The organism is Acinetobacter sp. AOR14_HL (assembly GCF_027855175.1).
Lineage (GTDB): Bacteria > Pseudomonadota > Gammaproteobacteria > Pseudomonadales > Moraxellaceae > Acinetobacter > Acinetobacter calcoaceticus.
Genome location: NZ_JAKTII010000011.1, coordinates 122,835 through 148,200, shown reverse-complemented (window position 1 = coordinate 148,200; position 25,366 = coordinate 122,835). Strand labels below are relative to the sequence as shown.

Below are 25,366 nucleotides of genomic sequence, written 5' to 3'. Positions count from 1 at the left end.
ATTTAAGCCGTACCTTCCAATGTTTGCTCAAGAATGGCAACACACAATTCATCAAAACTATAGCCAACAGCTTGAGCAGCTTTTGGAACTAAAGAGTGGCTGGTCATACCTGGCACAGTGTTTACTTCTAAAAGCCAGAAATTACCCTGCTCATCCTGCATCGCATCAATACGGCCCCAGCCTTCAGCACCAACAGCTTGAAAAGCACGTAAGCACAATGCTTGCAGGTTTTTCTCTTCTGTCTCACTTAGACCACAAGGAATGCCGTACTCAACATCATTACGTTCATATTTTGCTTCATAGTCATAAAAAGCAACGTCTGCTGGTGGTTGTAAACGAATAACCGGCAAAGGCTGTCCATTTAAGAACGAGATTGTGAATTCACGACCTGTGATCCATTTTTCTGCCATCACAACAGCATCGTGCTGAGTCGCTTTTTCAATTGCAGCAGCAAAGTCTTCTGCTTTCTCAACCTTACTCATGCCCACGCTTGAGCCTTCATGTACAGGTTTGATAATGACAGGCAAGCCTAGCTCAGCAATAACCGCATCTAAATCTGTCTCTTTAGTAATAATGCGATATGGCGCTGTAGGTAAATCGCTACCTTGCCAGATTTGCTTGGTTTTGACTTTATCCATGCCAATCGCAGAACCTTGCACGCCAGTTCCTGTATAAGGCAGATTTAACCATTCAAGTACACCTTGAATCTGGCCATCTTCACCGCCACGACCATGCAATACAATAAATGCACGATCATAATTTACAAGTTCAGTCACACTGCGGTCTTGCGGATCAAATGCTTCAGCCTGAACACCTGAACGCAATAAAGCATCCAGAACTGCCTGACCACTATCTAAAGACACAGCACGCTCAGCCGATTTCCCACCAAATAGCACGGCAACTTTGCCGAATTTTGTAGCATTTGACACGTTTAAATCCTTAACCCGATAATTCAATATTTTTGTTTATTTCACATACAAATGGTGTTGTGCAAGTTCTACTGAAATTGCTCCAACGTTACCCGCACCCTGCGTTAATAACAAGTCATTTGGTTGTAACACATTTTGCATGATGTTTTGCAAATTACCTTCAACCGGATCGACCAAAATCGGCTCCACCTGTCCACGTAAACGAATACTACGCGCCAAAGTACGGCTGTCTGCACCTACAATAGGCTTCTCACCGGCAGGATAAACTTCCAGTAATAATAATTGATCGACTTGAGAAAGAACTTCAATAAAGTCATCAAAACAATCGCGGGTACGAGAGTAACGGTGTGGCTGGAATAACATAACCAAACGACGATCCGGATGGCTCTGGCGAGCAGCTTTAATAGTCGCTTCTACTTCTTTCGGATGGTGACCATAGTCATCAACTAGCTTAACGTTACCATCAGCAAGTTCGAATTCGCCTTGTACTTGGAAACGACGACCAACACCACTAAATCCGTCTAAAGCACGACTAATCGCTCCATCAGAAACGCCTTCGTCAGTCGCAACGCCAATAGCAGCCAAAGCATTCAAAATATTATGCATACCCGGTTGGTTAATGGTTAAACGTAACGGCTCACGACCTTTACGTAACACCGTGAAGTGTGAACGCATACCATCTTGTTCAACATCAATTGCGCGAATGTCGTTATCTTCATTAAAACCATAAGTAATAACTGGACGGCCTACACGCGGCATAATTTCACGAATGTTGGCGTCATCACCACAAACTACAGCCAAACCATAAAATGGTAAGTTATGAAGGAACTGTACGAACGTATCTTTTAATTTATCAAAGCTACCTTCATAGGTATCCATATGGTCAGCATCAATGTTCGTTACAATCGCTGCCATAGGTTGCAAATAAAGGAAAGACGCATCTGACTCATCGGCTTCAGCCACGATGAAACGACTTTCACCAAGTGCAGCATTTACACCTGTGCTATTAAGCAAACCACCAATAACATAAGTTGGGTCAAGATTTTCTTCAGCCAACATGGTAGTTAAAAGACTAGTCGTTGTGGTTTTACCATGCGTACCAGCTACAGCAATACCATGACGGTAACGCATAAGCTCACCTAGCATCTCTGCACGGCGTACGATTGGAGTACGTTGTTCAATCGCTGCTTTAATTTCCGGATTTTCTGGATCAATCGCTGTAGAAACTACAAGCACATTGGCATTTTTAATATTTTCCGCTTGATGGCCGATATAAACCTTGATGCCATTTTGCTCTAATTGTTCTGTAGTTTTAGATGCTTTAATGTCTGAACCAGAAATTTTATAACCTTGGTTACCCAATACCTCTGCAATGCCACACATCCCAGCACCACCGATCCCCACAAAATGAATGTGTTTGATACGGCGCATTTCAGGCACTTTAATCAGTTTTTTTGCTTGGTTCGCAGCTGTTGATGGAGACATAGTAAATCCGATTACATTTTTTGGATAAGATCAACCACATGCTGAGTCGCATTTGGTTGGGCATGTTGACGCGCTTTCACTGCCATTTCTGTAAGTAATTGGCGGTTCATCAGCGAAGTGAACAATTCATTTAAAACATCTGGTGTCATAGTCGATTGCTGGCAAATTTTTGCAGCGCCGATATCAGCCAGAAATTTGGCATTTGCAGTTTGGTGATCATCAACAGCTATCGGAAGTGGTACAAAAACCGCAGCAACACCTGCTGTTGCAACTTCTGTCACCGTTAATGCTCCAGCCCGGCAAATAATTAAATCAGCTTCACTATAAGCCTTTGCCATATCTTCAATAAACGGCAAAACCTGCACCTTTAAATTGGATGGTGCATCTGCATAAAGTGCCTGAGTTGCTTCAACTTGTTGTTGACCACTTTGATGAAAAATATTGAGTGGAACTTGTATTTTTTTTAACGCTGGCGGTAAATGTTCATTAAGCGCTTTTGCACCTAAAGAACCGCCAACAATTAAAATATTTAAAGGTTGTCCCGCTTGCTCACGTGCATCGTAACGCCACTTAGAGCTTAAAATATCGGTGATTTCACGACGTACCGGATTTCCAGTTGTGACAACTTTTTCGCTAACAGGAAAAGTATTTGGAAATGCTTCACACACGACTTTAGCAACACGCGCTAGCTGTGCATTTGTAAAACCAGCAACCGCATTTTGCTCGTGAATAAGTACTGGAATACCTAACAATCGTGCTGCTAAACCACCAGGCCCCGCAACATAACCGCCAAATCCAGCCACAGCATCAACTTTAAGCTGTTTCATATAGCGCATTGCGCTTAAAGTCGCTTTTAAAATTTTAAAAGGCGCAGCGAGTTTACGGATCACACCGTTCCCACGAACACCTTGAATATCAATTTGATAAATTGGAATATTTTGATCTTTTAATAAACGATTTTCCATACCTGTTGGCGTGGCTAACCATGAAACCTGACAACCTTGTTGTTGAAGTTGTTTGGCTACGGCGAGGGCTGGAAAAACATGTCCACCTGTACCGGCAGCCATCATCATGACATGTTTGGGTTTGCTTTGCTGTGAATCGGTCACGGTCTAATTCTTCAACTCAAAAAACAATGGAAATTGTCATCTATTTTTGTAGCCGTTTATTTTAATCCTAAAGCTTCATTAACGAAAAGCTAATTTCACTCGTTTATAACAGAAAGATGTGCTTTTTTGAAAATATGCCTACAAAGCACTAGCGTATTTCATATTGTGATTTTATTAATTCATATATTTTCAGGTGATTTCCCATAAATACCGCTGAAAATCACCTGAAATAAATAATTAAGCCGTACGACCAGCTTCTAATACATCAAATAGATCATCGGCAATTGATGTACCAAATTGAGCATCAATTTCACGAATACATGTTGGGCTGGTGACATTAATTTCAGTGACATAATTACCAATCACATCTAAACCAACAAAAACCAAACCTTTTTCGCGCAAGAAAGGACCTATTTTAGCTGCAATCAGTTTATCGTTTTCAGTGAGCGGACGCGCTTGACCTAAGCCACCTGCCGCTAAGTTACCGCGCACTTCACCATTTTGTGGAATACGAGCTAGACAGTAAGGAATAGGCTCGCCATTTACCATCAAAATACGCTTATCCCCTTCTACAATCTCAGGAATATAACGTTGAGCCATAATTGGACGAGTACCTAGCTCTGTAAGCATTTCTAAAGTAGAACCAATATTTACACCGTCTTGGTATAAACGAAAAATTCCCGTACCGCCCATACCATCAAGTGGTTTCACAATGACATCGCCATGTTCTTTAAGAAATTCACGAATTAAACTTTGTTGCGATGTTACAAGTGTAGGTACTTGCAGCTCTGGGAATTGCGTTGCAAATAGCTTTTCATTGCAATCACGCAATGACTGAGGCTTATTGATAATCCATGAACCTTCGCGTTCAGCTTGTTCAAGCACGTAAGTTGTATAGACAAAGTTCATATCAAACGGTGGATCTTTACGCATCAACACCACATCATAAGCCGCGACAGATTCTTTTTTCTTTTCACCCAACTCGTAATAATGATTGTAATCTTCAAATACTTTTAATGGCGAGATTAGACCGTAAGCCTTACCTTGATCGATATATAAATCTTGTTGTAACGCATAACCCAATTCATGTCCACGACGGCTCGCCGCCCACAACATTGCCATGGTTGAATCCTTTTTAAGATTTACGGTTTCAATCGGATCCATGACGACAAGTACACGCATGCTCAAGCTCTTCATAAAATTTAAATTAGCATGAGTATAGCTGAGATTTTTCACTCGTTTTTCTTAATTTCAGTAAATCGTTATCTGTTATTCCTTTAACTAGAACTCAAGTAAATTCAGTTAAACTATGACCATAAAATATTATTTTTAAAGGCTAAAGATGAAACTTTATCGCTATTTAACTGGCCCTGATGACTCTGCTTTTTGTGCACGAGTAACTAAAGCACTGAATCACGGCTGGGAATTATATGAGGCACCCAGCATGACCTTTAATGGCACGCATGTCATTGTGGGACAAGCAATTTGTAAAACGATTGACGAGAATTATGATCCAGAAATGGATATTTTAGATGTTCTCAAAAATAATGCTTAAATTAAATATTTACTTTCATCTCTAAAAACATCTTCTTAATCCAAATTAATAACTCAAGCTAATCAATACTCCTCCTTGTTAGCTTGAGCAATCACTACATCCTTTCAAAATAAATACTTAGAAAAGCGATCTCATAAATTTTAAAGACAATAGTTCTTTTATTCTAAACAAAGAAATGATTATAATTATCATTTATACTTTTATTTTTGTTAATTGATTTTATTTTATGTTAAGAATTTCTACATCATCTCCCCAAATTAAGCGTTTGTTCCCGCTCAGCTTACTCAGTTTAATGATCTTGAATATTCAAGGTGTATACGCTGAAGACTCTAGTAACTCATCCTCGAAAGTTGCAGCGACCATGCCCACCATAAAAATTGAGGCGATGAGTGAGTTAGACCCAATTAAAAGCTATATCGACTATGACAAAGCCAATGTCACACGTAACGGTTTAGACAAAAAAGATATCCCTCAAACCGTTGATACCATTGATGTTCAGAAATATAAAATTTATGGATCAAATGATTTAAGCGTTATGCTGCAAGGCACACCTGGGGTATCTACCAATTACGATATGCGTGGTGATGGCATTAACATTCGTGGTTTTGGTGCTGATACAGGCGATATTTACCGTGATGGTATACGTGAAAGTGGTCAAGTACGTCGTAGTACTGCCAATATCGAGCGTATTGAAATTTTAAAAGGCCCCGCTTCTGTTTTATATGGTCGTAGCGCTGGTGGTGGGGTTGTGAATATGGTGAGTAAGTTCGCCAATTTTGACTCCAAAAGTTCAGTTGGTGCTTATGCAGGTTCATATGACAACTACGGAACAACGGCTGACATTAACCAAGTTATTAATGACAATTTAGCAACACGTTTGACTGGAGAATATGGTGAGTCAGGGAGCTTCCGCTCTGGCATTGAAAATAAAATTGAAATGTTTTCACCAAGTTTCACTTATAAAAATGATGATGGAACGCTTACTTGGACTACACAATATACGTATGACAAATTAGGTCGTGTACCTGATCGCGGGCCAACTCAAGATAACTTACCTGCGGGAACTTCGATCAAAACAGGATTTGCCCAAGACGGAGATTATGTTGATGATATTTTGCAAGTTGTGCGTACTGACGTAAATTACCAATATGCGCCTGATTGGAACTTTCACTGGGCAGCGAGTTACAGACAAGCAGAACAGAACTTTGACCACTTTTATTTTGGAACTTATTGTGGGCTAGATGGAAAAAATTTGAAAGGTGAAGCATGTACGACCAAAAAAGGCTACATCAACCAAATTTACTACTGGCAGCAAACCAGCAATAAAACAACGACGAATACATTTGATATTAAAGGTAAGTTCAAAACAGGCCAACTTGAACATCAAATCATGATGGGTACAGACTGGACCTATGAGCAACGAGAGCCACGCTTAGCAAATGAAGCTAAAAATGGTTCTATTTACGGCTACGTTAATCCATTCACAGGCGAACGTGAATATAGTCGTGGCAATGGTCCATTAGTGATGAGACAGCACAACTATAATGAAGGCACAACTTACGGCGTATTTATTCAAGATTTAATTGGTCTAAATGACCAACTTAAACTCATGATGGGCCTACGCTACGATTACTTCGATTTTTCAACCACTAACAAACTCACTAATGCACGTCGCAATGTAAAAGACAGTACTGTTAGCCCAAATGTTGGTTTGGTATGGCAACCGCTTCCTGAACATAGTTTTTACACCTCATACTCTAAAAGCTTTGCGCCATTCGGTGGGCAAATGGGTGTTAACCAAGTCACTGGAAGCACCGATGTCACAAAAATGGATAAAGAGCCTCAATATAACGAGCAATACGAAGTTGGGGTAAAAAGCGAATGGTTAGATAGTCGTTTAAATACTCAATTTTCGGTCTTTGATATTCGTAAAAATAATATCCGCTATAAACCAAAGCCTAATGAAGAACCAGAAGTATGGGCAACGGCCGGTCAGCATCAATCACGTGGTGTTGAATTTAGTTTTATTGGCCGTGTACTTGATAATGTCTTTGTTCGCGGTGGTTATGGTTACACAGATGCTAAAGTTAAAGAAGACAAACAAAAGCCTGAACAAGAAGGCAACTATTTAGCCAACACATCAAAAAATACGGGTAATTTATTTGTTCGTTATTTACCAACTGAACAGTGGTATACCGAGGTGGGTGTAACCTATGTCGGGTCTTATTATCCAAATATTAATAATGCAGTAAAAATGGAAGGCTTTAATCGCGTCGATGCAGCAATTGGCTATAGTGCAGAACCTTGGAATGTCACACTTGCAGTAAATAACCTAACCAATAAAGAATACTGGCGCTCAGACAGCATGCCGGGCACACCACGTAATGTGTTATTGCGTTTGAATTATCAGTTTTAAATAAAATATTAAACTGGCATACCCCTATTTAGAGGTATGCCCTTTTATTTTTAGATTCCGTATTTTTCGCGATAAGCTTGCATATTTGCTAGCGCTTCTTTTCCACCTTTGGTGATGACTGAACAAGGTTAATAAGACAAGTTGGGCATGACCTTCGAGTGTAAGAAGTGATTCGCATATGCTGTATTATATTAATTTTAGAAATTATTAAAAATATATTTTTAAAGTTAAAATAAACCAAATAGATTTAAGAAATTTAATATGCGTATATTTTTCATTTGGTTCTTTTTAATGATATTAACAGGTTGCAGTTCTTCAAAGTATAGTGAAAATCCTAATAAATATTTAGAATTATTAGGGACATCAACACAAAGCAAAAGTTTCGAAGCGTTTGTGAACCAGCTCGAAGTAAAGGAAATACCTGAGATCACCGATCAGTTTTGGAATGAAGAATTTCCTAAACTTGATTTCTATGATCAAAGCTTAATGCTTCCTCAAAATGGCATCGAAATGCTGTTAAAAAATAAGAAAATTGTATCTATAAAATTATATCTCCCCGATCAAGATGTTTCATTTGCAAATTATAAAGGACATAAATTGCCCCTTGGTCTTTTCAGTGATGATACCGAAAAAGAAGTGAAACAAAAACTGAAGACTAATAAAGATACCAATACAAATCCTCATCGAAACGTAAAAGAATTCGAAACTGAGAAAGTCAGTGTTGCGATTGATAACGCAACAGGAAAAATCATTTACTTCGAGTTACATGAGCATTCACTAGAACAAAATTAAGTGATTAAACCATATTGATTTTGTCTAAGTTAACTCCCTTATTTTACATAGTGGTGCTTATTTGAAATGATTTCGTAGTTGAGATTTTATGTTAATCAGATCATCGAAAGGCCCTATTTATGGGCCTTGGGACTGTTCTAAATTTTGTGTAGGTACCTAATTTTCATTTTAATCACACTTAAATCCTGATAACTGTAATTCTTGTTTTAGATTATCAGCACCTTCTGAAGTCATAAAATTTTGGAGATAGTTTGTTGATTCAACATAAGACTCATGGACTGTGTTATTTACGATAATGTTGTCAGCTTTTATAACTGCATTTGCCATAGAACACACTTCTTTTTTATCTTTATCAGCCAGAGCCTTTACATCATTTTCAGCGTTATTCAATATCAATTTGCCACGAACAATGATTTCTAATTGTGGATAAACTTTTTCTAGCATCTGTAAATATTTCTTTTCATCTGCATAGTTTGGATATTCTTTCGCCTGAATTGTACTGATTGCTGAAATAGCAAGTAGACTAATTAGGATCTTTTTCATTTTATAAGTTTTTGTAAAGCTTCGGATAAATTAGTATAGCATTCTGTTGTTGAGCCGTTGAATGAGATTTTAGGCTTATAGTGGTACTCATTCATTTCGGTTTTGAACTTCACTTCCATGTCATAGACCTTATCGGTAAGTTTGTGCAACAAAGTCAAATTAACATAATACGCCTTATACGAAATTATTAAAATTTTAGTCAAAACCGTTCTAGGATTCAGCACACTTGAGCAGCTTTTTTATAATTTCCCACACTCTACGACTATAATTTAACCAACTCAATAATTTGATTAAATTATAAAAAAGGAAGCCACAGCCTCCTTTTCCATACCTAACTCTTAGATACCGTATTTTTCACGATAAGCTTGCATATTTGCTAGCGCTTCTTTTTCGCCTTTCGCATCTAAATAATCCATTAAATCTTTCATGGTAATGAGTGCGTGAACAGGAATTTCTAATTCTTTTTGAACTTCTTGAATTGCAGAAAGTTCACCTTGACCACGTTCTTGACGATCTAGCGCAACTAATACACCAGCGATAGTTGCACCAGCATTTTTCAAAATCGTTACGACTTCACGAATTGCTGTACCTGCGGTAATTACGTCATCAATAATCCAGACTTTTTTACCTTCAACCGCAGCACCGACTAAAACACCGCCTTCACCATGATCTTTCGCTTCTTTACGGTTAAAGCCCCATGGCACACTTTTGTTATGTACTTGCGACAAGGCAACAGCAGTCGCTGCTACAAACGGAATGCCTTTGTAAGCTGGTCCAAAAATAACATCAACATTTTGGCATTGTGTTAATTTATCGGCATAGCCTTGTGCTAAAAGAGATAAAGCTTCACCATCGTTGAGTAGGCCTGCATTAAAAAAATAAGGACTCACACGTCCAGATTTTAAAGTAAACTCACCAAATTTAAGCACACCGCGTGATAATGCGAGTTCGATAAATGCTTGCGGGTTAAATGACACAGGCGTTGTCATGAGGTGCTCCAAATTCACAATTGAGGTTAAATTTTCGCATGATACCAAAGGATCAGTATCCAAGTGATGTAAAAATTCTTCGAGTCGTTTCCATTAACGTAAATGGCTTGCGTTCTTCGGTGACGAAAGGCTTACTTGAATGGTTAGAACAATCAGATGCCGATGTCGTATGCATGCAGGAAAGCCGTATTACCCATGAACAATGGACTGAAAAATTTAGACCCGAAGGATGGCATACCCATCTCTTTCCAGCAGAGCGTGCAGGTTACGCAGGAACTGCCATATATAGCCGCCTACCCTTTGTCTCTGTTAAAGATGGTTTAGGGTTTGAACTGGCTGACAGTCAAGGTCGCTTTATTTCTGCTGAATTCGATTTAGGTTTGTCACATCCGGTACATATTGCGTCATTATACTTACCTTCAGGGTCAAGTGGTGAAGAAGCGCAAGCACGTAAAGATTTATTTTTAGGTGAATACGCGAAAATCTTGAAGCAATGGCGTGATGAAAATAAGTCAGTCATCATTTGTGGTGACTACAACATTGTTCATAAACGAATTGATATTAAAAACTGGTCAGGTAATCAAAAATCATCTGGCTGTTTACCGCATGAACGTGCTTGGCTCGACCATATTTATGATGAACTTGGCTATGTTGATACGTTCCGCATTGTTCGAGCAGAAGCAGAACTTTATTCATGGTGGTCAAATCGAGGCCAAGCTCGTGCAAAAAATGTAGGGTGGCGTATTGACTATCAAGCCTGCTCACCAGACTGGAAAGCACGCACAGCCAATGCATGGGTCTTTAAAGATCAATGGTTTAGTGACCATGCACCCGTTATCATCGACTATAAAATTCAAGAATAAGTGAACAGTTGTTCACTTACCTTGTCGTTTTCGCTTACAGCATATGTCGTTTTTGAGTATTTTTCTTACACAGCTTTAACGGCATTATAGCCCCACGGCACAGGGAAGCAGTCAGGATGACGCAAAAGGATAGGACGCCGTAGGAAGATAAAATAAACTTATGATAAGTTTATTTGCAAGGATGTGACATTGGACGTTGAAATGAGACCCGCATGATCAGGATGATTAAATGCGGGTTTTCTCTTTTCAATCTCTTATTTTTTGCGCTAAGTTCTTTTAGTTTTAACTTCTTCTTATTAAGCTCATTATCGCCTTGTCTTATGACAATAACATGACATTTGTCTTTCGATTAATCATAATTTTTCATTTGTTTTAAAAGTATCGGTATAAAGTAGTTCTCAAATGCTTTTTGGGGTAGGCTGTGTGCTCTCTCTTTTTGACATGGTCCGATAAAATGTTAAAAATTTATGGAATCAAAAACTGTAATTCAATGAAAAAAGCATTTGATGCCTTGCAAGCTAAAGGGCTTAACTATGATTTTCATGATTATAAAAAACAAGGGATTGATGCAGATACCCTAAAAATCTGGTTAAAAGAAATTGGGCAAGACACGGTTCTAAACAAAAAAGGAACCACTTGGCGTAAGCTATCAGAAGAAGAACAAACACGTGCATTAAGCAGTGAAGACAACCTTATTGAAGCACTTATTGCTCAACCAAGTTTAATTAAAAGACCAGTTTTACAAACCTCCCAAGGTTTTATCGTCGGTTTTGATGAAGCAACCTATCAAAATATCCAAGCATAAAAAAACGAGCCATTTGGCTCGTTTTTTTATTAAAACTTTTAGTTAGCGCGAATCCATGTTTGGTTACGACCAAGTGCAGAAACACCGATATAGCCACGCAATTTAAGCTTCTTACCGCCATCTGTTAACTCACCTTTCAATTTGTAAGTTTTGCCAGATTTAGGATCTAAAATCGTACCGTTTTCATAACTGTTGCCACCTACATTTTTTAAATTATGTACAATGGTGACACCTTTAAGTGGTTTGTTTTTGTACGGACCTTCACATTTTGTACAAGCGTTTTCTTCGCCCGGTGTCAAAATGTTTTGAATGGTTGCAGTTAAGGTTCCATCCTTCTGTTCCGTAAATTTAACTACGGCTTTTGGCTTATTGGTCTGATCATCAATTGTTTTCCATACCGTTCCATTGAGTGTATCAGCCGCATTGGCAAATGCAGCCATACCAATGAGTCCTAAAGCTAAAGCAATCTTTTTCATTTTTGTAATATCCTTGGGTCTTTCAAGATTTTAGTATTCAGAAGTCGCAAAGATATTGCAATTTTTGAATGTGACTGTTTCGTGTAACCTTGTAATCTTGCAAAATAAAATTTACAAGAAAACAAGAAACTAGCATAAAAATGGATGCTCTATGAATATATCAAATGTTTGGAAATATTACTTTACAGAAACTTTTCTTAAAACAACAATTCGCAAGCCAAGTCAGCTAAATTTACCGCCTACTGCCTTACGTCCTGTTTTAGACCAAATGTGTCGTGCTTTTCCACGACAAAAAAATGTCTCTGTTCGCCCAATTCGGCTGGCAGGCATTAAAGGTGAGGAAATCAAACCGCAAGATCATTCTACTCAACTGATTTTTCATATTCATGGCGGTGCTTTTTTTCTTGGCAGTGTCAAAACACACCATGCTTTTATGACAGATTTGGCTGCTCGCACCCAAATGCAAGTTATTCATGTGGATTATCCGCTTGCACCAGAGCATCCCTACCCTGAGGCAACCGAAGCTCTATATGACATCTATCAATCTTTAGTAGTACAAGGTGTTCAGCCAAAAGATATTATTTTATCGGGTGATTCGTGCGGAGCCAATTTAGCATTAGCACTTTGTTTACGCTTAAAAGAACAACCTGAGCTCATGCCGAGTGGCCTGATTTTATTGTCGCCTTTTTTAGATTTAACGCTGACAAGCGAATCATTAAGATTTAACCAGAAACATGATGCCCTGCTTTCGCTTGAAGCCCTGCAAACAGGGATCCAACATTATATTGGCAATCAGATTGCAGCAGATGACCCACGTGTTTCGCCTATTTTCGATGACTTGCATGGCCTACCGCCGACTTTGGTTCAAGTAGGTTCTAAAGAAATATTATTAGACGATGCCAAGCGTTTTAGAGAAAAAGCCGAAGATGCTGGTGTTAAAGTTCAATTCAAACTTTATACAGGTATGTGGCATAACTTCCAGATGTTTAATGCATGGTTTGATGAAGCAAAACAAGCTTTGGCAGATATTGCTGAATTTGCCCATGAACTCGATAAAACTTAATTTATCTATGAATGATGTGAACAGTGAATAAAACTTTTCACATTATTTTCTTTATAAAAAGTCATCATGTATAAATTGAAAATCATGTTATGTTTAAAAAATAAATTATTTAGATAATTCAATTTTAGGATGGTCCAACAAAGAGGCATCTATATTTAGGAGCCCTTACTTATTATGAAAAGTCGTTTAATCACTCATCCAATACATAGAACAAAACAGGTGATAATCGATTTCATCCACAATAATCACATCATTAACTGGACGCCATTACAAAAAAGCGCCCTCATGCTCATACTTGCCTGTGCAATGAATTTCAGCTGGATTTTATGGAAAGGCTATATTTTAATTACACCAAGTGTCTGGCAATGGGCACATTTACCTTTAGTTGAATCGCAAATCTGGTTAAATCTATTTACCTTGTTTTTATTAGCTTCATTGATTATTCCCTGCTATCGCTACAAAAATCATGAGTGGGCACAAAAAATTATTCCGTTTATTAGCGTGCAATTCTTTGCACTCATGCTATGTCACGATGGATATTTAATTGGCAGTATTAGCCCTGCAACCATGGTGGGTTATGTCGGCACCATTGGTGTGGGTTTGGTATTATTTGATAGAAAAATTGTTTATAGCGCCCTCGTGCCTGCGACCGTTATTTTAACCGTATGTACTTATTTGAGTATGAAAGGTACTTTGCCTTATGCGCCGTTATTTAATCTTATTGCTATGCAACGTGCTCAAACCAATCCCTTTTGGTTAGGAAGTATGGCATTTTTTATTATGCCCATTTTATTAGCATGTTTTATTTTATTTGAGATATTACTCACCCAATGGCGCCAACGGGAAACTTATATTCAACGCCTAAGCCAACTCGACCCATTAACCAACGTATTAAATAGACGTAGTTTAAACACGCATTTAGAGTCACTACACCAACAACAATTTGATTATGCGGTCGTACTTCTTGATATTGATCACTTTAAAAAAATTAATGATATTTACGGGCATCATCAAGGCGATCAGGTTTTAATTGAAATTGCCCAATGCCTGTCAAACAACGTGCGTAGTGAAGATATTATTGGTCGATTTGGTGGCGAGGAGTTTATTTTATTGCTCCCCCATACCGATATTATTCAAGCAGAAAAAATTGCTGAGCGCTGCCGCCATGCTTTAGAAGAACTGCCAGTTTTTAGCACTCAAAATAATCCTATTCATATTAGCGCGAGTTTTGGAATAAGCAGTTCAGCTTTTGCACAAGATCCTTATCTTGTGATTAGACAAGCAGACCAAGCGCTTTATGCCGTAAAAGCCTCAGGACGTAATCAGGTACGTACATTTCATCAGACCGAGGCTATTAATACGCTATGATTCTTTTAGTTTTGCCAAACTCGCGAGTTGCTGTAAAAGTTCTTGCTGGCTAAAGGCACCCGTTAAACGCAACGCACGAATTTCTTTTTGCTCTGGGCTTAAGAATAAATAGGTCGGTGGCCCTAAAATATTCCATTGTTTGAGTAGAGCTTCATGCGACTGATCATAATGGCTCAAATCAAGCTTAATTAAATAATATGGCGCAAGAGCAGATTGAACCTCGGGTGCTTTTAAAATACGGTGCTCAATAGGTTGGCAAGCAACACACCAGTCTGCATAGACATCAATCACAATAGCCCGATCAGCTGGAGCAGCCGCTAAAATCTTTTGGAAGTCTGCCGCGCTAGCCGCAACATGCCACTCAGCCATATGGTCAGAACTTTGCAAATTTCGATTATGAATATGTTGATATTGGTTATAGGCTACAAAAGGTGTAACGATTAACAATAAAATCGCATAGAGCCATTGTAGCTGCCCTTTTTTCCAGAAAAACTGATAAACAGCATAGGCTATAAAAGCGAGTCCTAATCCTAGACTAAGTACTTGCATGCCCCAATCAGCTAATAAAGGACGAATAAAATAAAGGCTTAAACCCAACATCAGGAAAGCAAAAATCACTTTAATCTGATGCATCCAGTCGCCAGCTTTAGGTAAAAATTTTGCACCTAATATGCTCGCGAGCAATAAGGGAATTCCCATTCCAAATCCCAGACAAAACAGAAGCAAAGCCCCTTGCCATTGATTTTGTGTTTGAGAAATAAATAATAAAGTTCCAGCAAGTGGTGCAGTCATACAAGGACCCACCAAGAGCGCAGAAACCACACCCATGACTCCAGCACCGACCAAAGTGCCGCCTTGTTGCATCGACTGAATGCGGTCAAGTCGATTTAACCATGTTTGCGGCAAACGAAGCTCAAACAAGCCAAATAGATTCAGAGCAAATACAATAAACAGCAAACTAAAAGCAATTAATGTAGCAGGCTGTTGTAACCAGCGTTGGAAATTTAAGCCTGCTGAAGAAGCGATTAAACCTAAACCTGCATAAACCAATGCCATACTACACACAAAGGTAAGCGCAATAACCCAAGCTTTTAAACCTTTATGCTCTCGAATAATCAACGAAGTTAAAATAGGAAGCATCGGTAAAGAACATGGCGTAAATGCGAGCAGCATGCCTAAACCTAAAAATAATAAAATCCCATACCAAAGAGAGTGTTCGATCAGTTTAGCTGACCAAATCTGATCTTGCGCAACTTGCGGAGTAGTTGTATCAGCTGCCTGTGCTGTGCCCTGCTCTTTTTCTAGAGTTTCTGAAGAAGCATCTGTTTGTGTATTTGCTAAATCTAGTAATCGTTTTGGTGCGGTTCCTGCTTGGTTTTGCACACCGACCAAACCATCGGCATCAGTTTGAAACTCAATTGTTTGAGGTGGGTAGCAAATACGGTCTTTGGCACAACCCTGCCAAGTCACACTGTAGTGTTCTGAGGGCTTTGTCTTAATTTTAAAATTAACTTGATTGTAGTAAACCTGACTTTGCCCATAATTTTCATCATATTGAGCAATAGCTTTTGGTAACCTTAAAGCTAAAGGTTGAGTACCTTGTTGTACGGTAAATTTATGCTGATATAGATAGTAATTTGGCTGAATCTGCCAAGATAAACTTGCAGTATGCGGTTCAGAAGATTCAACCGAAAATGAAAAAGCTTGTTCGGGTGACAGCAACTTGTCTTGCGCAGAAACCAACTGGCTAAACACACAAACAGCAACTGCTAGAAAATAAAGAATTCCCTGATGAATAAGCTTTTTCATTAACATAAATTTAAATTGCTTCGATTAGAACAAGAATGACACGCCTAAGCCACCGTTGTAGCTCTTATCTTGACCATTTAAATCGACGCCTATGCTTGCATCGAGCTGGGTACGATTATTTACCGCATAAACTAAACCTGTACCTAGACCATATTCATAGTCTTGGCTTTCAGCTTTACGGTAAATGAACTCTGAATAACCTGAGAGCTTACCTGCAATTTTATAGTCAATGGTTGGTACTGCTGTCACTGCCCAATCACTATTTTGCACTTCATAGCGCATGGTAATTGAAGTACCTACTAAATCACTATATTGGTAAGCTACCGCAGAGGTAAGACTATAAATGTCGTCATGTGCCGTAAATTCATCATTTCCGGTTGCAATGATCGCCTCAGCCAACACTGCCATAGACAATCTGTCATCTTTTAAATCAATCGCTTTTTTTAAACCGATGCTTACGTCACCAAAGCCCGAAGTATCATTTTTTTTGCCAGCACGTTTAGTCTGAGTCCACGCTGGACCCTGCCATCCTAACTGTAATTCTAAGTCACGACCTAAACCTGTACGGAACAACATATCTTGATTTAAGGTTACGGTCTTTTCTTTAACACCATCAACAGTTGCTTCAGTATAAGTTACGCTTGGTAAACCTTGCTCCCAAGCCAAATTGCCTACAGGGGTAATACCCGTCCCCATTCCTGCCCCTGGGCGGTCAAACGAGAACTCAGCTGCAAAAGTACTTCCAGCAGCAACAGTAGATAAAGCAAAAGTTAAGACTTGTACTATTTTCATTCTAATATCCAATTAAGTAGTTAATTCTTTTGACATCTTTGCCCCGTGACGGCGCAATAATTCTAATGTTTCGCGCTCTTCTTCAAGCGATTCTGACCAATCTATTTCATCAAAATCACAATCAAAGAACAACTGACTGATTGAAGATAAAATGGTGAGTCCTTCTTCATCACGCGAGTTTGGATCAACTTTTTCATCGAGTAAACGTTGAACAGCTGGAGCACATGCCGAGCTTGCAGCATCCCATAATGGACCGTAAAACTCTTCTGCATCCCAAAGATGTACATTGGCTTTGGCCTGAATCAAAGCTTCAAGAATATCGAGGTAAACTTGCAATGCTTGTTGCTTTTCTTCTTTTGATAATGGTGTACCTGCTTCATAAGCTTCCGATACATTTTCCCACCATTTAAAAATTCCGTCACAGATAATTGATACAGGTGGCCCCTGTTCCGGATCAATAAAGTTCGGATCAAGTCCTTCAGCAAGTAATTTTTGCACTTGCGCGAGTTCTAATTCTTCTATGGCTTTAATTAAAGCTTGCTGCTGGGTGGTTAACATGACCATCTCTCAAAAATATATTAGGGCTATTATGCCTAATCTCTTCTCCAGATTTTAGAGGTTGATTGCATTGCATTGCAAACCTAATGTTGTGAATAGTTTTATTTTCATCAGATATAAAAAAAGCCCCGAAGGGCTTTTTACCGTTTTCAATTAAACTTCATCATCAATGAATTCTGGTTGCCCACCTCTCGGGTGTTCTTTTTTCTCAAAAGTATGTTCGAGGCTACGTTTTAATTTTTCAATTGCACCATGAATTGAAGCATCAATATTTCCTGCTTTATGGTGCACTGCAACTGGTTTCAAACCTGAAGGACGTGCTTCAATCATACAGTGGATATCTTTATCACCACTTTTGTCCCCATTTTCATCACTAAAATGAACCGAGAAATGCGTAATACGTTCGCTATGACGTTGGAATTCTTGAGTAAGTTCTGCACGTACATAAGTAATTAAACGTTCGCTATTATGGATGTTTTTATCTGTGCGGATTTCTATATTCATAAATACCATCCTCTCTTTCTTACTGTGGATCTTTTCTATGCAAAACTTTTTTATGTTGGCATGTTTTAAGCATGCATGAACTGACTTCAATTGTACATTTTGATGGTGTAATGGTTTGTTATCTCCTGACTTAAACGTACTGCTTTTAATTTATTTTGAAGATCTTCATATCTTCAATATCAGTCCATCTATAAAAATATGCAAGCTGATTTTTTAAATATTTATGAAAAATTGAACAAAAGGAGAGCAATCGTGACCGAATTTTATCTATCTGGTGCCGCGCTCATTGAGCAAATTCAAAAGTCTCCTTATTCACGTGATTTAATCGGTTATCACGGACAGCCTCCACAGGTTAAATGGCCTAATAATGCCAAGGTTGCTGTGCAATTTGTGCTTAATTATGAAGAAGGTGGCGAAAAACATATTGAGCACGGCGATGAGGGTTCGGAACAGTTTTTATCAGAGATTATTGGTGCTGCAAGCTACCCTGCTAAACACATGTCGATGGACTCTATGTACGAATATGGTTCACGTGCTGGATTTTGGCGCATTCATAGTGAGTTTGAACGGCGCAAGCTTCCAATGACCATTTTTGGAGTTGCAATGGCGCTTGCCCGCAACCCTTATATTGTAGAAGCCATTAAGCAAGCTGATTATGATGTAGTGTCTCATGGCTATCGCTGGCTTCACTATCAAGATACCGATATTGAAGTAGAAAAACAGCACATGGAACAGGCCCTATCTGTTTTAGAAAACTTGTTTGAAAATAAAGTGATAGGTTGGTACACCGGACGTGACAGCCCCAATACTCGTCAGTTACTTGCAGAGTTCCCACAAATACAATATGACTCTGATTATTATGGTGATGACCTGCCTTTTTGGACCACACTTACCGATGCTGCGGGTGCATCCCGCCCCCATTTAATTATTCCTTATACTTTAGAATGTAACGACATGAAGTTCTGTTCACCGGGTGGATTTAATAATTCAGAACAGTTTTTTCAATATTTAAAAGATAGTTTTGATGTGCTGTACGCAGAAGGTGAAACTGCACCAAAAATGATGTCAATTGGAATGCATTGCCGTATTTTAGGTCATCCGGGTCGTTTTAAAGCCTTACAAAAATTTCTCGACTACATTCAAATGCACGATCGTGTCTGGGTATGCCGTCGTCAGGATATCGCTGAACATTGGAATAAAAATCACATAACTGAATAATTGATTTTTAAATTTTTAAACTGTTGATTAACAGCTATTGGCACTGTTATTGCTAAAACCCTATATCACGACAATGAGTTTAGGAATAACAGTGTTTTTAGCCGAGTTTAATCAAGCCCCACCCGAACAACTCAAGACTTTGTTAAAAAACTGTGTCCACATTCCAACATGGGCCGAAAAAATCATCTCAGAACGTCCCTATTCAACAAAAGCATCTCTTTTGGAATATGCAGAAAATTTAAGTCAAATGTGGTCATGGCAAGAGATAGAAGCAGCATTAGCAACTCACCCAAAAATTGGTGAACGGCAGGCAAAAAAGCAACTCAATGCAAAAGAGCAACATTTTTCAAATCAAGAACAAGCTGGCATTTCTTTAGATGAAAAAACGCAGCAAGCTCTGCTACAAGGCAATCTCGATTATGAACAAAAGTTTGGCTTTATTTTTTTAATTAAAGCAGCAGGACTCAGTAGCGAAGAGATTTTAAAAAAGCTACATGAACGCTTACAACATGACTTAGCTATCGAAAAAATAATTGTACATGAGCAACTCGCAGCGATTGCTCTATTACGTCTATCTCAGGAAATACAAGCATGATCAGCACTCATATTTTAGATACGAATTTAGGCAAACCAGCTGCACACGTAGAAGTGAAGTTGTTTCATGCAGAAACCCATGAGCTGATTGCGACCGCAACCACGAACCAAGATGGGCGTGTGAGTGATTTTGGAATAAAAACCTTAGTTGAAGGGGCGTATCAACTTGAGTTCGAAATCGCCCCTTATTTTTCATCACTAAAAGTCAAAACTTTTTTCCCGCGTGTTTGCATTCAATTTTTTATAGAAGACATTAATCAGCATTACCACATTCCCTTACTGATTAGCCCGTTTGCTTACTCCACTTATCGCGGTAGCTAACTCAAATATAACGAGGAGAAAAATATGAATCGGCGGCAAAAGAATGCGATTTCTCCAGAGCATGAATATTTAGGAATATCCAAAAGTTTTGCTTACGGGTTACAGCACGTGCTTACCATGTACGGTGGCATTGTTGCACCGCCCCTTATTATTGGAACAGCGGCTGGATTAAGCTCAGCACAAGTCGGAATGTTAATCGCTGCTGCTCTATTTGTCGGTGGATTGGCAACGCTGATTCAAACAATTGGGACCAAATATCTAGGTGCAAAATTACCTTTAGTTCAGGGCGTGTCTTTTGCAGGTGTTGCAACCATGGTCGCAATTATCACCACGGGCGGTGGCTTACCTGCTGTATACGGTGCGGTCATTGCCGCATCTCTGATTGGCCTATGTCTTGCGCCTTATTTTTCAAAAATTATTCGTTTTTTCCCGCCTGTTGTAACGGGATGCGTCATCACAATTATTGGTTTATCTCTGTTACCCGTCGCAGTTCGCTGGATGATGGGTGGTAACAATAAAGCACCCGACTGGGGTAGCGTAGAAAATATCTCTTTGGCCTTACTGACCTTAGGCATTGTGATTGTTTTAAATATGTTGCCGCAAGCCAGCATTCGTCGCTTATCGATTTTATTGGCTATTGTTGCTGGTACTGCCCTCGCCTACTTCATGGGTTTTGGTGATTTTAGTCAGGTGAGCCCAGGCGCATGGCTGCAATTTCCACACTTATTTGCATTTGGCTTACCTACTTTCGAGTTAAGCGCAATCTTGTCGATGTTGATTGTGACTTTAGTCATTATGACGGAAACCACAGCCGATATTATTGCTGTCGGAGACATTGTAGGAACTGAAGTAGATGCTAAACGTATCGCCAATGGTGTACGTGCGGATATGTTTTCAAGTGCTTTTGCGCCTATCTTTGGTTCGTTTATGCAAAGTGCTTTTGCCCAAAATGTTGGACTGGTTGCGATTACAGGTATAAAAAGCCGCTTCGTAGTAGCAGCAGGCGGTGTCATTCTGATTATTTTGGGTCTACTCCCTATTATGGGTCGTTTGATTGCAGCGATTCCAATGCCCGTACTTGGTGGTGCAGGTTTGGTCTTATTTGGATCGGTTGCAGCAAGTGGAATTCGCACTTTGGCAAAAATAGATTATAACGATCAGAAAAATTTAATTATTGTCGCGACCGCTTTATCGGCAGGTATGATTCCAATTATTAACCATGAATTTTATGCTCATTTCCCAATTTGGGTACAAACTTTGTTCCATTCGGGCATTAGTTCAACTTGTATCTTTGCTATCTTGTTGAATTTATTATTTAATCATTTACCTACATTTCGCAGCTCGCGTACCCCTCATTTAAGCCAAACAATAAATACCAGAAATACACATTAAAGATTTAGTTTTTAGCGCCCCACTTCGGTGGGCCTTTTTTTAACCGTTGATCAAATTTGGCTTCATTTTTGCTTAAGACACTGTATCCTTAGCGTGCTTTATTTGGGGGGAGATCATTTAAATGCAATTAAAGCAACTTGCGGCGACTTGTGCCTTGTTATCTGCAACTGCCATGGTTCAGGCAAAACCAATCTGGCAAGATTTTAGCGTGACTGGACTTTATGGTGAAAACTATGAAGTTGTAGATGACAAAGAAACCACCCTTACTTTGGAATATGCAGCGAAAGTTAAATACGCTGATGTATTTTTCTTTATGGACCGTATGCGTGGTGAAAATGACCACAAGAGTACTTACTTCGAGTTATCACCACGTTTAAGCTTAGGTGAAATATCAGGTAAAAAACTGGCGTATGGCCCAATCAAAGATGTGTTAATTAGTACCACTTGGGAAGGCAATAGTGAAGACGGCAACAACTTCGATAATTTCCTTTATGGTTTTGCTGTCGACTTAAATATCCCATATTTCCAATATGCGAATTTAAACTTCTACCGTGCAAATAATGAGAACACTGACGACGATTATCAAATGACGTTTGTTTATGGTATTCCATTTAAAATCGCATCTGAAGATTTCTTGGTAGATGGTTTCCTTGACTGGTCAACTGCTGAAGGCGACCATGCCAGCGAGTTGAACTGGACAACACAATGGAAATGGAATGTGGGTAAACACATTTCTCCTGATACACGCCTATACCTAGGTATCGAGCACTCAGTGTGGAATAACAAATTTGGCCTTCAAGGAAGAGACGAAAATAACGTCAGTGCATTGGTTAAATACCACTTCTAAAATTATGATTTAGAAGCTTGAAACAGCAAGGAGAAGTCCTTGCTGTTTTTGTTTTAATCGAGTGGATTACCCACAATATTGCTAATAATCCCCTGCATAATATGTCCACCTTGTTCACGGCGTAATTCTGCATACCACGCTTGAGTAACGCTTTCATCTTTCATGTGGGTCACATCGCAACGTTTACGCGCACGAAGCACTAACTCATTGGCACGTTCATTACGTTTGTTTTGATAGCGACGTAAAGCGTCTTCGACACCTAAAGTATTAATTTGCAAAGAACGCGCTAAATAAATAGCATCTTCCATCGCTTGGCAGCCACCTTGTCCAATATCAGGTGTCGTGCTGTGTGCAGCATCACCTAAAATCACCACTCGACCTTTATAAAACTGGGTGAACGGCTCAATATCATGTATTTCTACCCGATTGGTCTTTTGCGGGTCTAAACGTTCAATGAGCTGCTGTACTGGTAAACACCAATCAGCAAAATATTGTTTTAAAAGTTTTTTATATTCATCTCGATTATTTTCTAAACCTGCTGGTAAAGGCACATCTAAAAAGAAATAGAATTTCCCATCTGCAACCGGCATCAGAGAAGCACGCTTACCTTCGCCCACATAAGTTGTCCATTGCTGCGCTGGAGCTAAATCTTCAGATATTTCAACCAGACCATTCCAATTCACATAACCCGCATAACGGCGCTGTACTTGCTGGCCCAACACATAGGCCCGTGTAAGAGAGTGAGTACCGTCTGCTCCAATCACTAAATCGGCCTGCGTTGAGCTACCATCAGCAAAATGAACCTCGACATAATCAGCCTTGTCATCAAGGCTGACCATTTTCTTTCCTAAATAAATCTGATCTCGGCCAAATTCATCCATGAGCATATTTTGTAAATCTGCACGTGCAACCGGATAAGGTCTTTGCCCTACTTCTTCAATTAATGGCAGTAAACTGAATTGTGTCATCACGTCTCCAGTTAAACCATCTACATAGGCCAAGTCGTCCATTTGTCCGCCAAGTTGGGCGATTTTCTCGGTTAATCCCAGATAGTTTAAACATTTCACACCATTCGACCACAGCGAAATGGCAGCACCCACAGGAAGAATCCTCTCTGTTTGCTCATAAATACGAACTTGATGACCAAATTTCTTTAATGCAATGCCAGTGGTTAGACCTCCCATTCCCGCACCAATAATCACCACATTCATAACACTCTCCTATAGATATTCACCTATAGGGTGCTTATGCTAAAAACATGCCATCGTTCAAAAATTATTTAGCTTTTCCAAAAAACTGGCATGCACCATGCTTATATATTTACGTGTAAAACTCATCTTAACATGCTCAGTGTTAGGGCAGTTTTAAATGAAAAATCATGTTTTTAACAAGAAATACGGATACTCCATTATGGCAACACTGCACGCTCCAGCTTTTGAACTTCCTGAAATTTTGAATATGAAAACCAATTTGGCAGATACCCGAATTGGTGCACAAGTCATTGAGTGTTCAGATGATTTCTTCGCAGAAGCAAAGCGTATGCTGCAATTTGAAGCACCTGTTTTTGTTGAAGATAAATTCGATGACAACGGCAAATGGATGGATGGATGGGAAACGCGCCGTAAACGTCACGCAGGTTATGACTGGTGTATTGTGAAGCTTGGTGTAAGTGGGAAAATCAGTGCGCTTGATATCGATACCAGCTTTTTCACAGGAAATTATCCAGCATCTGCATCATTAGAAGCTTGTTATGCACCAAATGATGACCTTACAGGGGCAAAATGGGAGAGTGTTTTAGAAAATACTGAACTCGGCCCAAGCCAGCATCATATTTTTATGGTCAATAATGATGCACTTTTCACTCATATACGCCTCAATATTTTCCCAGATGGCGGTATTGCCCGTTTACGTGTCTATGGAGACGTTCATATTCAGGTGACTGATAGCGAGCAAACACTCGATTTATTAGCCCTCGAAAATGGTGGTCGTGTAGTTGCCTATAGCGATGCCCATTTTGGACATCCGCGCAATTTGATTAATCCCGGCCGTGGCATCAACATGGGCGATGGATGGGAAACCAAACGCCGCCGAGCACCAGGTTATGACTGGTGTATTCTTGCTCTAGGTAAAGGCGGGAAAATTGATAAGCTTGAAATTGATACAGCTCACTTTAAAGGTAATTTCCCTGCCCAAGTATCCATTCAGGCGGTTTACCTTGAAAATGCAACCGATGCACAATTGATTCCACAGAGTATGTTCTGGGCTTATTTACTTGAAGCTCAACCTATGCAAATGGACCATATTCATGAATATGTGAATGAGATTTTACAGCATCAAAAAATCTCTCATATTCGCATCAACATGATTCCAGATGGTGGTATTAGCCGTGTCCGTTTATGGGGGAAAATTGCCCAGCCATGATCATGAATAATGTCCAAATTCAGCCCTTAACCATTGAGAGCTTTCAGCCATTCGGAGAAGTCATTTGTTGTGACGGGCATGACTTTTTTCATATTAATGATGCACACACCGAGCGCTACCACGCGCTCGTTGAAACAGAAATTGAAGGTGAAGCAAAAGCAGGAATTAGTATTTTTCGTAATATTAAGGCCAGCGTTTTACCTTTAGAAATTTCAATGCTAGAGCGTCATCCGAAAGGCTCTCAGGCATTTATTCCATTACAACAGCAAAAGTTTTTAATTATTGTGGCACCTGCTTTGGATGAGAATACTCCCGATATTTCAAAATTATGTGCATTTGTTTCAAATGGAAAACAAAGCATAAATTATCGGGCAGGTACATGGCATCATCCTTTGCTTACCTTTGAAGCACCGAGTGATTTTGCAGTAGTGGATCGAATTGGAGGCGGAGCGAATTGTGATGTTTTTCAATTTCCACACGCTATAAAAATTACGGTCTAAACTAAAATATACAGATC

26 protein-coding genes are annotated in these 25,366 nt (G+C 39.3%); 14 read left to right on the top strand and 12 right to left on the bottom strand.

Annotated features, from left to right (window positions below; genetic code table 11):
• Window positions 1-2 precede the first annotated feature (2 nt).
• The 4 genes from MKL38_RS10850 to gshB form a co-directional block, all read right to left on the bottom strand.
• Window positions 3-929 (bottom strand): D-alanine--D-alanine ligase, encoded by a 927-nt coding sequence (locus tag MKL38_RS10850; protein WP_003654094.1) that lies wholly within the window; start codon window positions 927-929, stop codon window positions 3-5.
• Between the two features lie 36 nt (window positions 930-965).
• Window positions 966-2,414 (bottom strand): UDP-N-acetylmuramate--L-alanine ligase, encoded by a 1,449-nt coding sequence (murC, locus tag MKL38_RS10845; RefSeq protein WP_017388956.1) that lies wholly within the window; start codon window positions 2,412-2,414, stop codon window positions 966-968.
• An 11-nt stretch (window positions 2,415-2,425) separates the two neighbouring features.
• The gene (murG, locus tag MKL38_RS10840; protein WP_132070613.1) at window positions 2,426-3,523 is read right to left on the bottom strand and encodes an undecaprenyldiphospho-muramoylpentapeptide beta-N-acetylglucosaminyltransferase; all 1,098 of its coding nucleotides are present in this window, start codon (window positions 3,521-3,523) and stop codon (window positions 2,426-2,428) included.
• 237 nt (window positions 3,524-3,760) lie between these two features.
• Complete coding sequence (gshB, locus tag MKL38_RS10835; RefSeq protein WP_270903260.1) at window positions 3,761-4,705, bottom strand: glutathione synthase; 945 nt, start codon at window positions 4,703-4,705, stop codon at window positions 3,761-3,763.
• 160 nt (window positions 4,706-4,865) lie between these two features.
• Here gshB and MKL38_RS10830 point away from each other — a divergent pair, with 160 nt between their 5' ends.
• From MKL38_RS10830 to MKL38_RS10820, 3 genes are all read left to right on the top strand, one after another.
• Window positions 4,866-5,078, top strand: a complete 213-nt coding sequence (locus tag MKL38_RS10830; RefSeq protein ID WP_004639994.1) for a DUF1737 domain-containing protein — start codon at window positions 4,866-4,868, stop codon at window positions 5,076-5,078.
• A gap of 226 nt (window positions 5,079-5,304) precedes the next feature.
• Complete coding sequence (locus tag MKL38_RS10825; RefSeq protein ID WP_270903259.1) at window positions 5,305-7,494, top strand: TonB-dependent receptor; 2,190 nt, start codon at window positions 5,305-5,307, stop codon at window positions 7,492-7,494.
• A gap of 291 nt (window positions 7,495-7,785) precedes the next feature.
• Window positions 7,786-8,286, top strand: coding sequence for a hypothetical protein (locus MKL38_RS10820; RefSeq protein ID WP_270903258.1), 501 nt, complete (start codon window positions 7,786-7,788; stop codon window positions 8,284-8,286).
• A gap of 168 nt (window positions 8,287-8,454) precedes the next feature.
• On the opposite strand, the gene MKL38_RS10815 is transcribed toward MKL38_RS10820, so the two are convergent.
• Window positions 8,455-8,829, bottom strand: coding sequence for a hypothetical protein (locus MKL38_RS10815; protein ID WP_270903257.1), 375 nt, complete (start codon window positions 8,827-8,829; stop codon window positions 8,455-8,457).
• A gap of 338 nt (window positions 8,830-9,167) precedes the next feature.
• Window positions 9,168-9,818: an orotate phosphoribosyltransferase gene (pyrE, locus tag MKL38_RS10810; protein ID WP_004639998.1), complete on the bottom strand. Its 651-nt coding sequence runs from the start codon at window positions 9,816-9,818 to the stop codon at window positions 9,168-9,170.
• 38 nt (window positions 9,819-9,856) lie between these two features.
• Here pyrE and MKL38_RS10805 point away from each other — a divergent pair, with 38 nt between their 5' ends.
• Entirely contained in the window at window positions 9,857-10,681 is an 825-nt protein-coding gene (locus MKL38_RS10805) for an exodeoxyribonuclease III (protein ID WP_270903256.1), read from the top strand.
• Window positions 10,682-11,135: 454 nt separating this feature from the next.
• A complete protein-coding gene (locus MKL38_RS10800) occupies window positions 11,136-11,486 on the top strand; it encodes an arsenate reductase (RefSeq protein ID WP_132070619.1) in 351 nt (116 codons plus the stop codon).
• Window positions 11,487-11,524: 38 nt separating this feature from the next.
• On the opposite strand, the gene MKL38_RS10795 is transcribed toward MKL38_RS10800, so the two are convergent.
• Entirely contained in the window at window positions 11,525-11,962 is a 438-nt protein-coding gene (locus MKL38_RS10795) for a DUF2147 domain-containing protein (protein ID WP_003654111.1), read from the bottom strand.
• A gap of 151 nt (window positions 11,963-12,113) precedes the next feature.
• On the opposite strand from MKL38_RS10795, the gene MKL38_RS10790 reads away from it, so the two are divergent.
• Complete coding sequence (locus MKL38_RS10790) at window positions 12,114-13,025, top strand: alpha/beta hydrolase (RefSeq protein WP_017391051.1); 912 nt, start codon at window positions 12,114-12,116, stop codon at window positions 13,023-13,025.
• A 174-nt stretch (window positions 13,026-13,199) separates the two neighbouring features.
• Window positions 13,200-14,393, top strand: a complete 1,194-nt coding sequence (locus MKL38_RS10785; protein ID WP_231764417.1) for a GGDEF domain-containing protein — start codon at window positions 13,200-13,202, stop codon at window positions 14,391-14,393.
• Here the strand turns inward: MKL38_RS10785 and dsbD are convergent.
• The 4 genes from dsbD to MKL38_RS10765 form a co-directional block, all read right to left on the bottom strand.
• The gene (dsbD, locus tag MKL38_RS10780; protein ID WP_017391053.1) at window positions 14,388-16,208 is read right to left on the bottom strand and encodes a protein-disulfide reductase DsbD; all 1,821 of its coding nucleotides are present in this window, start codon (window positions 16,206-16,208) and stop codon (window positions 14,388-14,390) included. The genes MKL38_RS10785 and dsbD overlap by 6 nt on opposite strands.
• 18 nt (window positions 16,209-16,226) lie before the next feature.
• Entirely contained in the window at window positions 16,227-16,994 is a 768-nt protein-coding gene (locus MKL38_RS10775) for a transporter (RefSeq protein ID WP_005037991.1), read from the bottom strand.
• 12 nt (window positions 16,995-17,006) lie between these two features.
• Entirely contained in the window at window positions 17,007-17,552 is a 546-nt protein-coding gene (locus MKL38_RS10770; RefSeq protein ID WP_017388947.1) for an ankyrin repeat domain-containing protein, read from the bottom strand.
• Between the two features lie 153 nt (window positions 17,553-17,705).
• Window positions 17,706-18,056 carry an HPF/RaiA family ribosome-associated protein gene (locus tag MKL38_RS10765; RefSeq protein ID WP_004640014.1) on the bottom strand — a complete coding sequence of 117 codons (351 nt, stop codon included), beginning with the start codon at window positions 18,054-18,056 and terminating at the stop codon, window positions 17,706-17,708.
• Between the two features lie 252 nt (window positions 18,057-18,308).
• Here MKL38_RS10765 and puuE point away from each other — a divergent pair, with 252 nt between their 5' ends.
• The 5 genes from puuE to MKL38_RS10740 all read left to right on the top strand — a co-directional run bounded on the left by puuE (window position 18,309) and on the right by MKL38_RS10740 (window position 22,428).
• A complete protein-coding gene (gene puuE, locus MKL38_RS10760; RefSeq protein ID WP_270903255.1) occupies window positions 18,309-19,274 on the top strand; it encodes an allantoinase PuuE in 966 nt (321 codons plus the stop codon).
• Between the two features lie 91 nt (window positions 19,275-19,365).
• Window positions 19,366-19,869, top strand: coding sequence for a 2-oxo-4-hydroxy-4-carboxy-5-ureidoimidazoline decarboxylase (uraD, locus tag MKL38_RS10755; RefSeq protein WP_199989524.1), 504 nt, complete (start codon window positions 19,366-19,368; stop codon window positions 19,867-19,869).
• The gene (gene uraH / locus MKL38_RS10750; RefSeq protein WP_270903254.1) at window positions 19,866-20,189 is read left to right on the top strand and encodes a hydroxyisourate hydrolase; all 324 of its coding nucleotides are present in this window, start codon (window positions 19,866-19,868) and stop codon (window positions 20,187-20,189) included. Before uraD ends, uraH begins: the two co-directional genes overlap by 4 nt.
• A gap of 24 nt (window positions 20,190-20,213) precedes the next feature.
• The gene (locus MKL38_RS10745; protein WP_270903253.1) at window positions 20,214-21,581 is read left to right on the top strand and encodes a nucleobase:cation symporter-2 family protein; all 1,368 of its coding nucleotides are present in this window, start codon (window positions 20,214-20,216) and stop codon (window positions 21,579-21,581) included.
• 121 nt (window positions 21,582-21,702) lie between these two features.
• Window positions 21,703-22,428: an outer membrane protein OmpK gene (locus MKL38_RS10740; protein ID WP_004640025.1), complete on the top strand. Its 726-nt coding sequence runs from the start codon at window positions 21,703-21,705 to the stop codon at window positions 22,426-22,428.
• Between the two features lie 53 nt (window positions 22,429-22,481).
• Here MKL38_RS10740 and hpxO read toward each other — a convergent pair whose 3' ends face one another.
• Window positions 22,482-23,639, bottom strand: a complete 1,158-nt coding sequence (hpxO, locus tag MKL38_RS10735; RefSeq protein ID WP_270903252.1) for an FAD-dependent urate hydroxylase HpxO — start codon at window positions 23,637-23,639, stop codon at window positions 22,482-22,484.
• Window positions 23,640-23,838: 199 nt separating this feature from the next.
• Here hpxO and alc point away from each other — a divergent pair, with 199 nt between their 5' ends.
• Together alc and MKL38_RS10725 are read left to right on the top strand one after the other, a co-directional pair.
• Window positions 23,839-24,849: an allantoicase gene (gene alc, locus MKL38_RS10730; RefSeq protein ID WP_270903251.1), complete on the top strand. Its 1,011-nt coding sequence runs from the start codon at window positions 23,839-23,841 to the stop codon at window positions 24,847-24,849.
• The gene (locus MKL38_RS10725; protein ID WP_045433810.1) at window positions 24,846-25,349 is read left to right on the top strand and encodes an ureidoglycolate lyase; all 504 of its coding nucleotides are present in this window, start codon (window positions 24,846-24,848) and stop codon (window positions 25,347-25,349) included. Before alc ends, MKL38_RS10725 begins: the two co-directional genes overlap by 4 nt.
• Window positions 25,350-25,366: the final 17 nt, after the last annotated feature.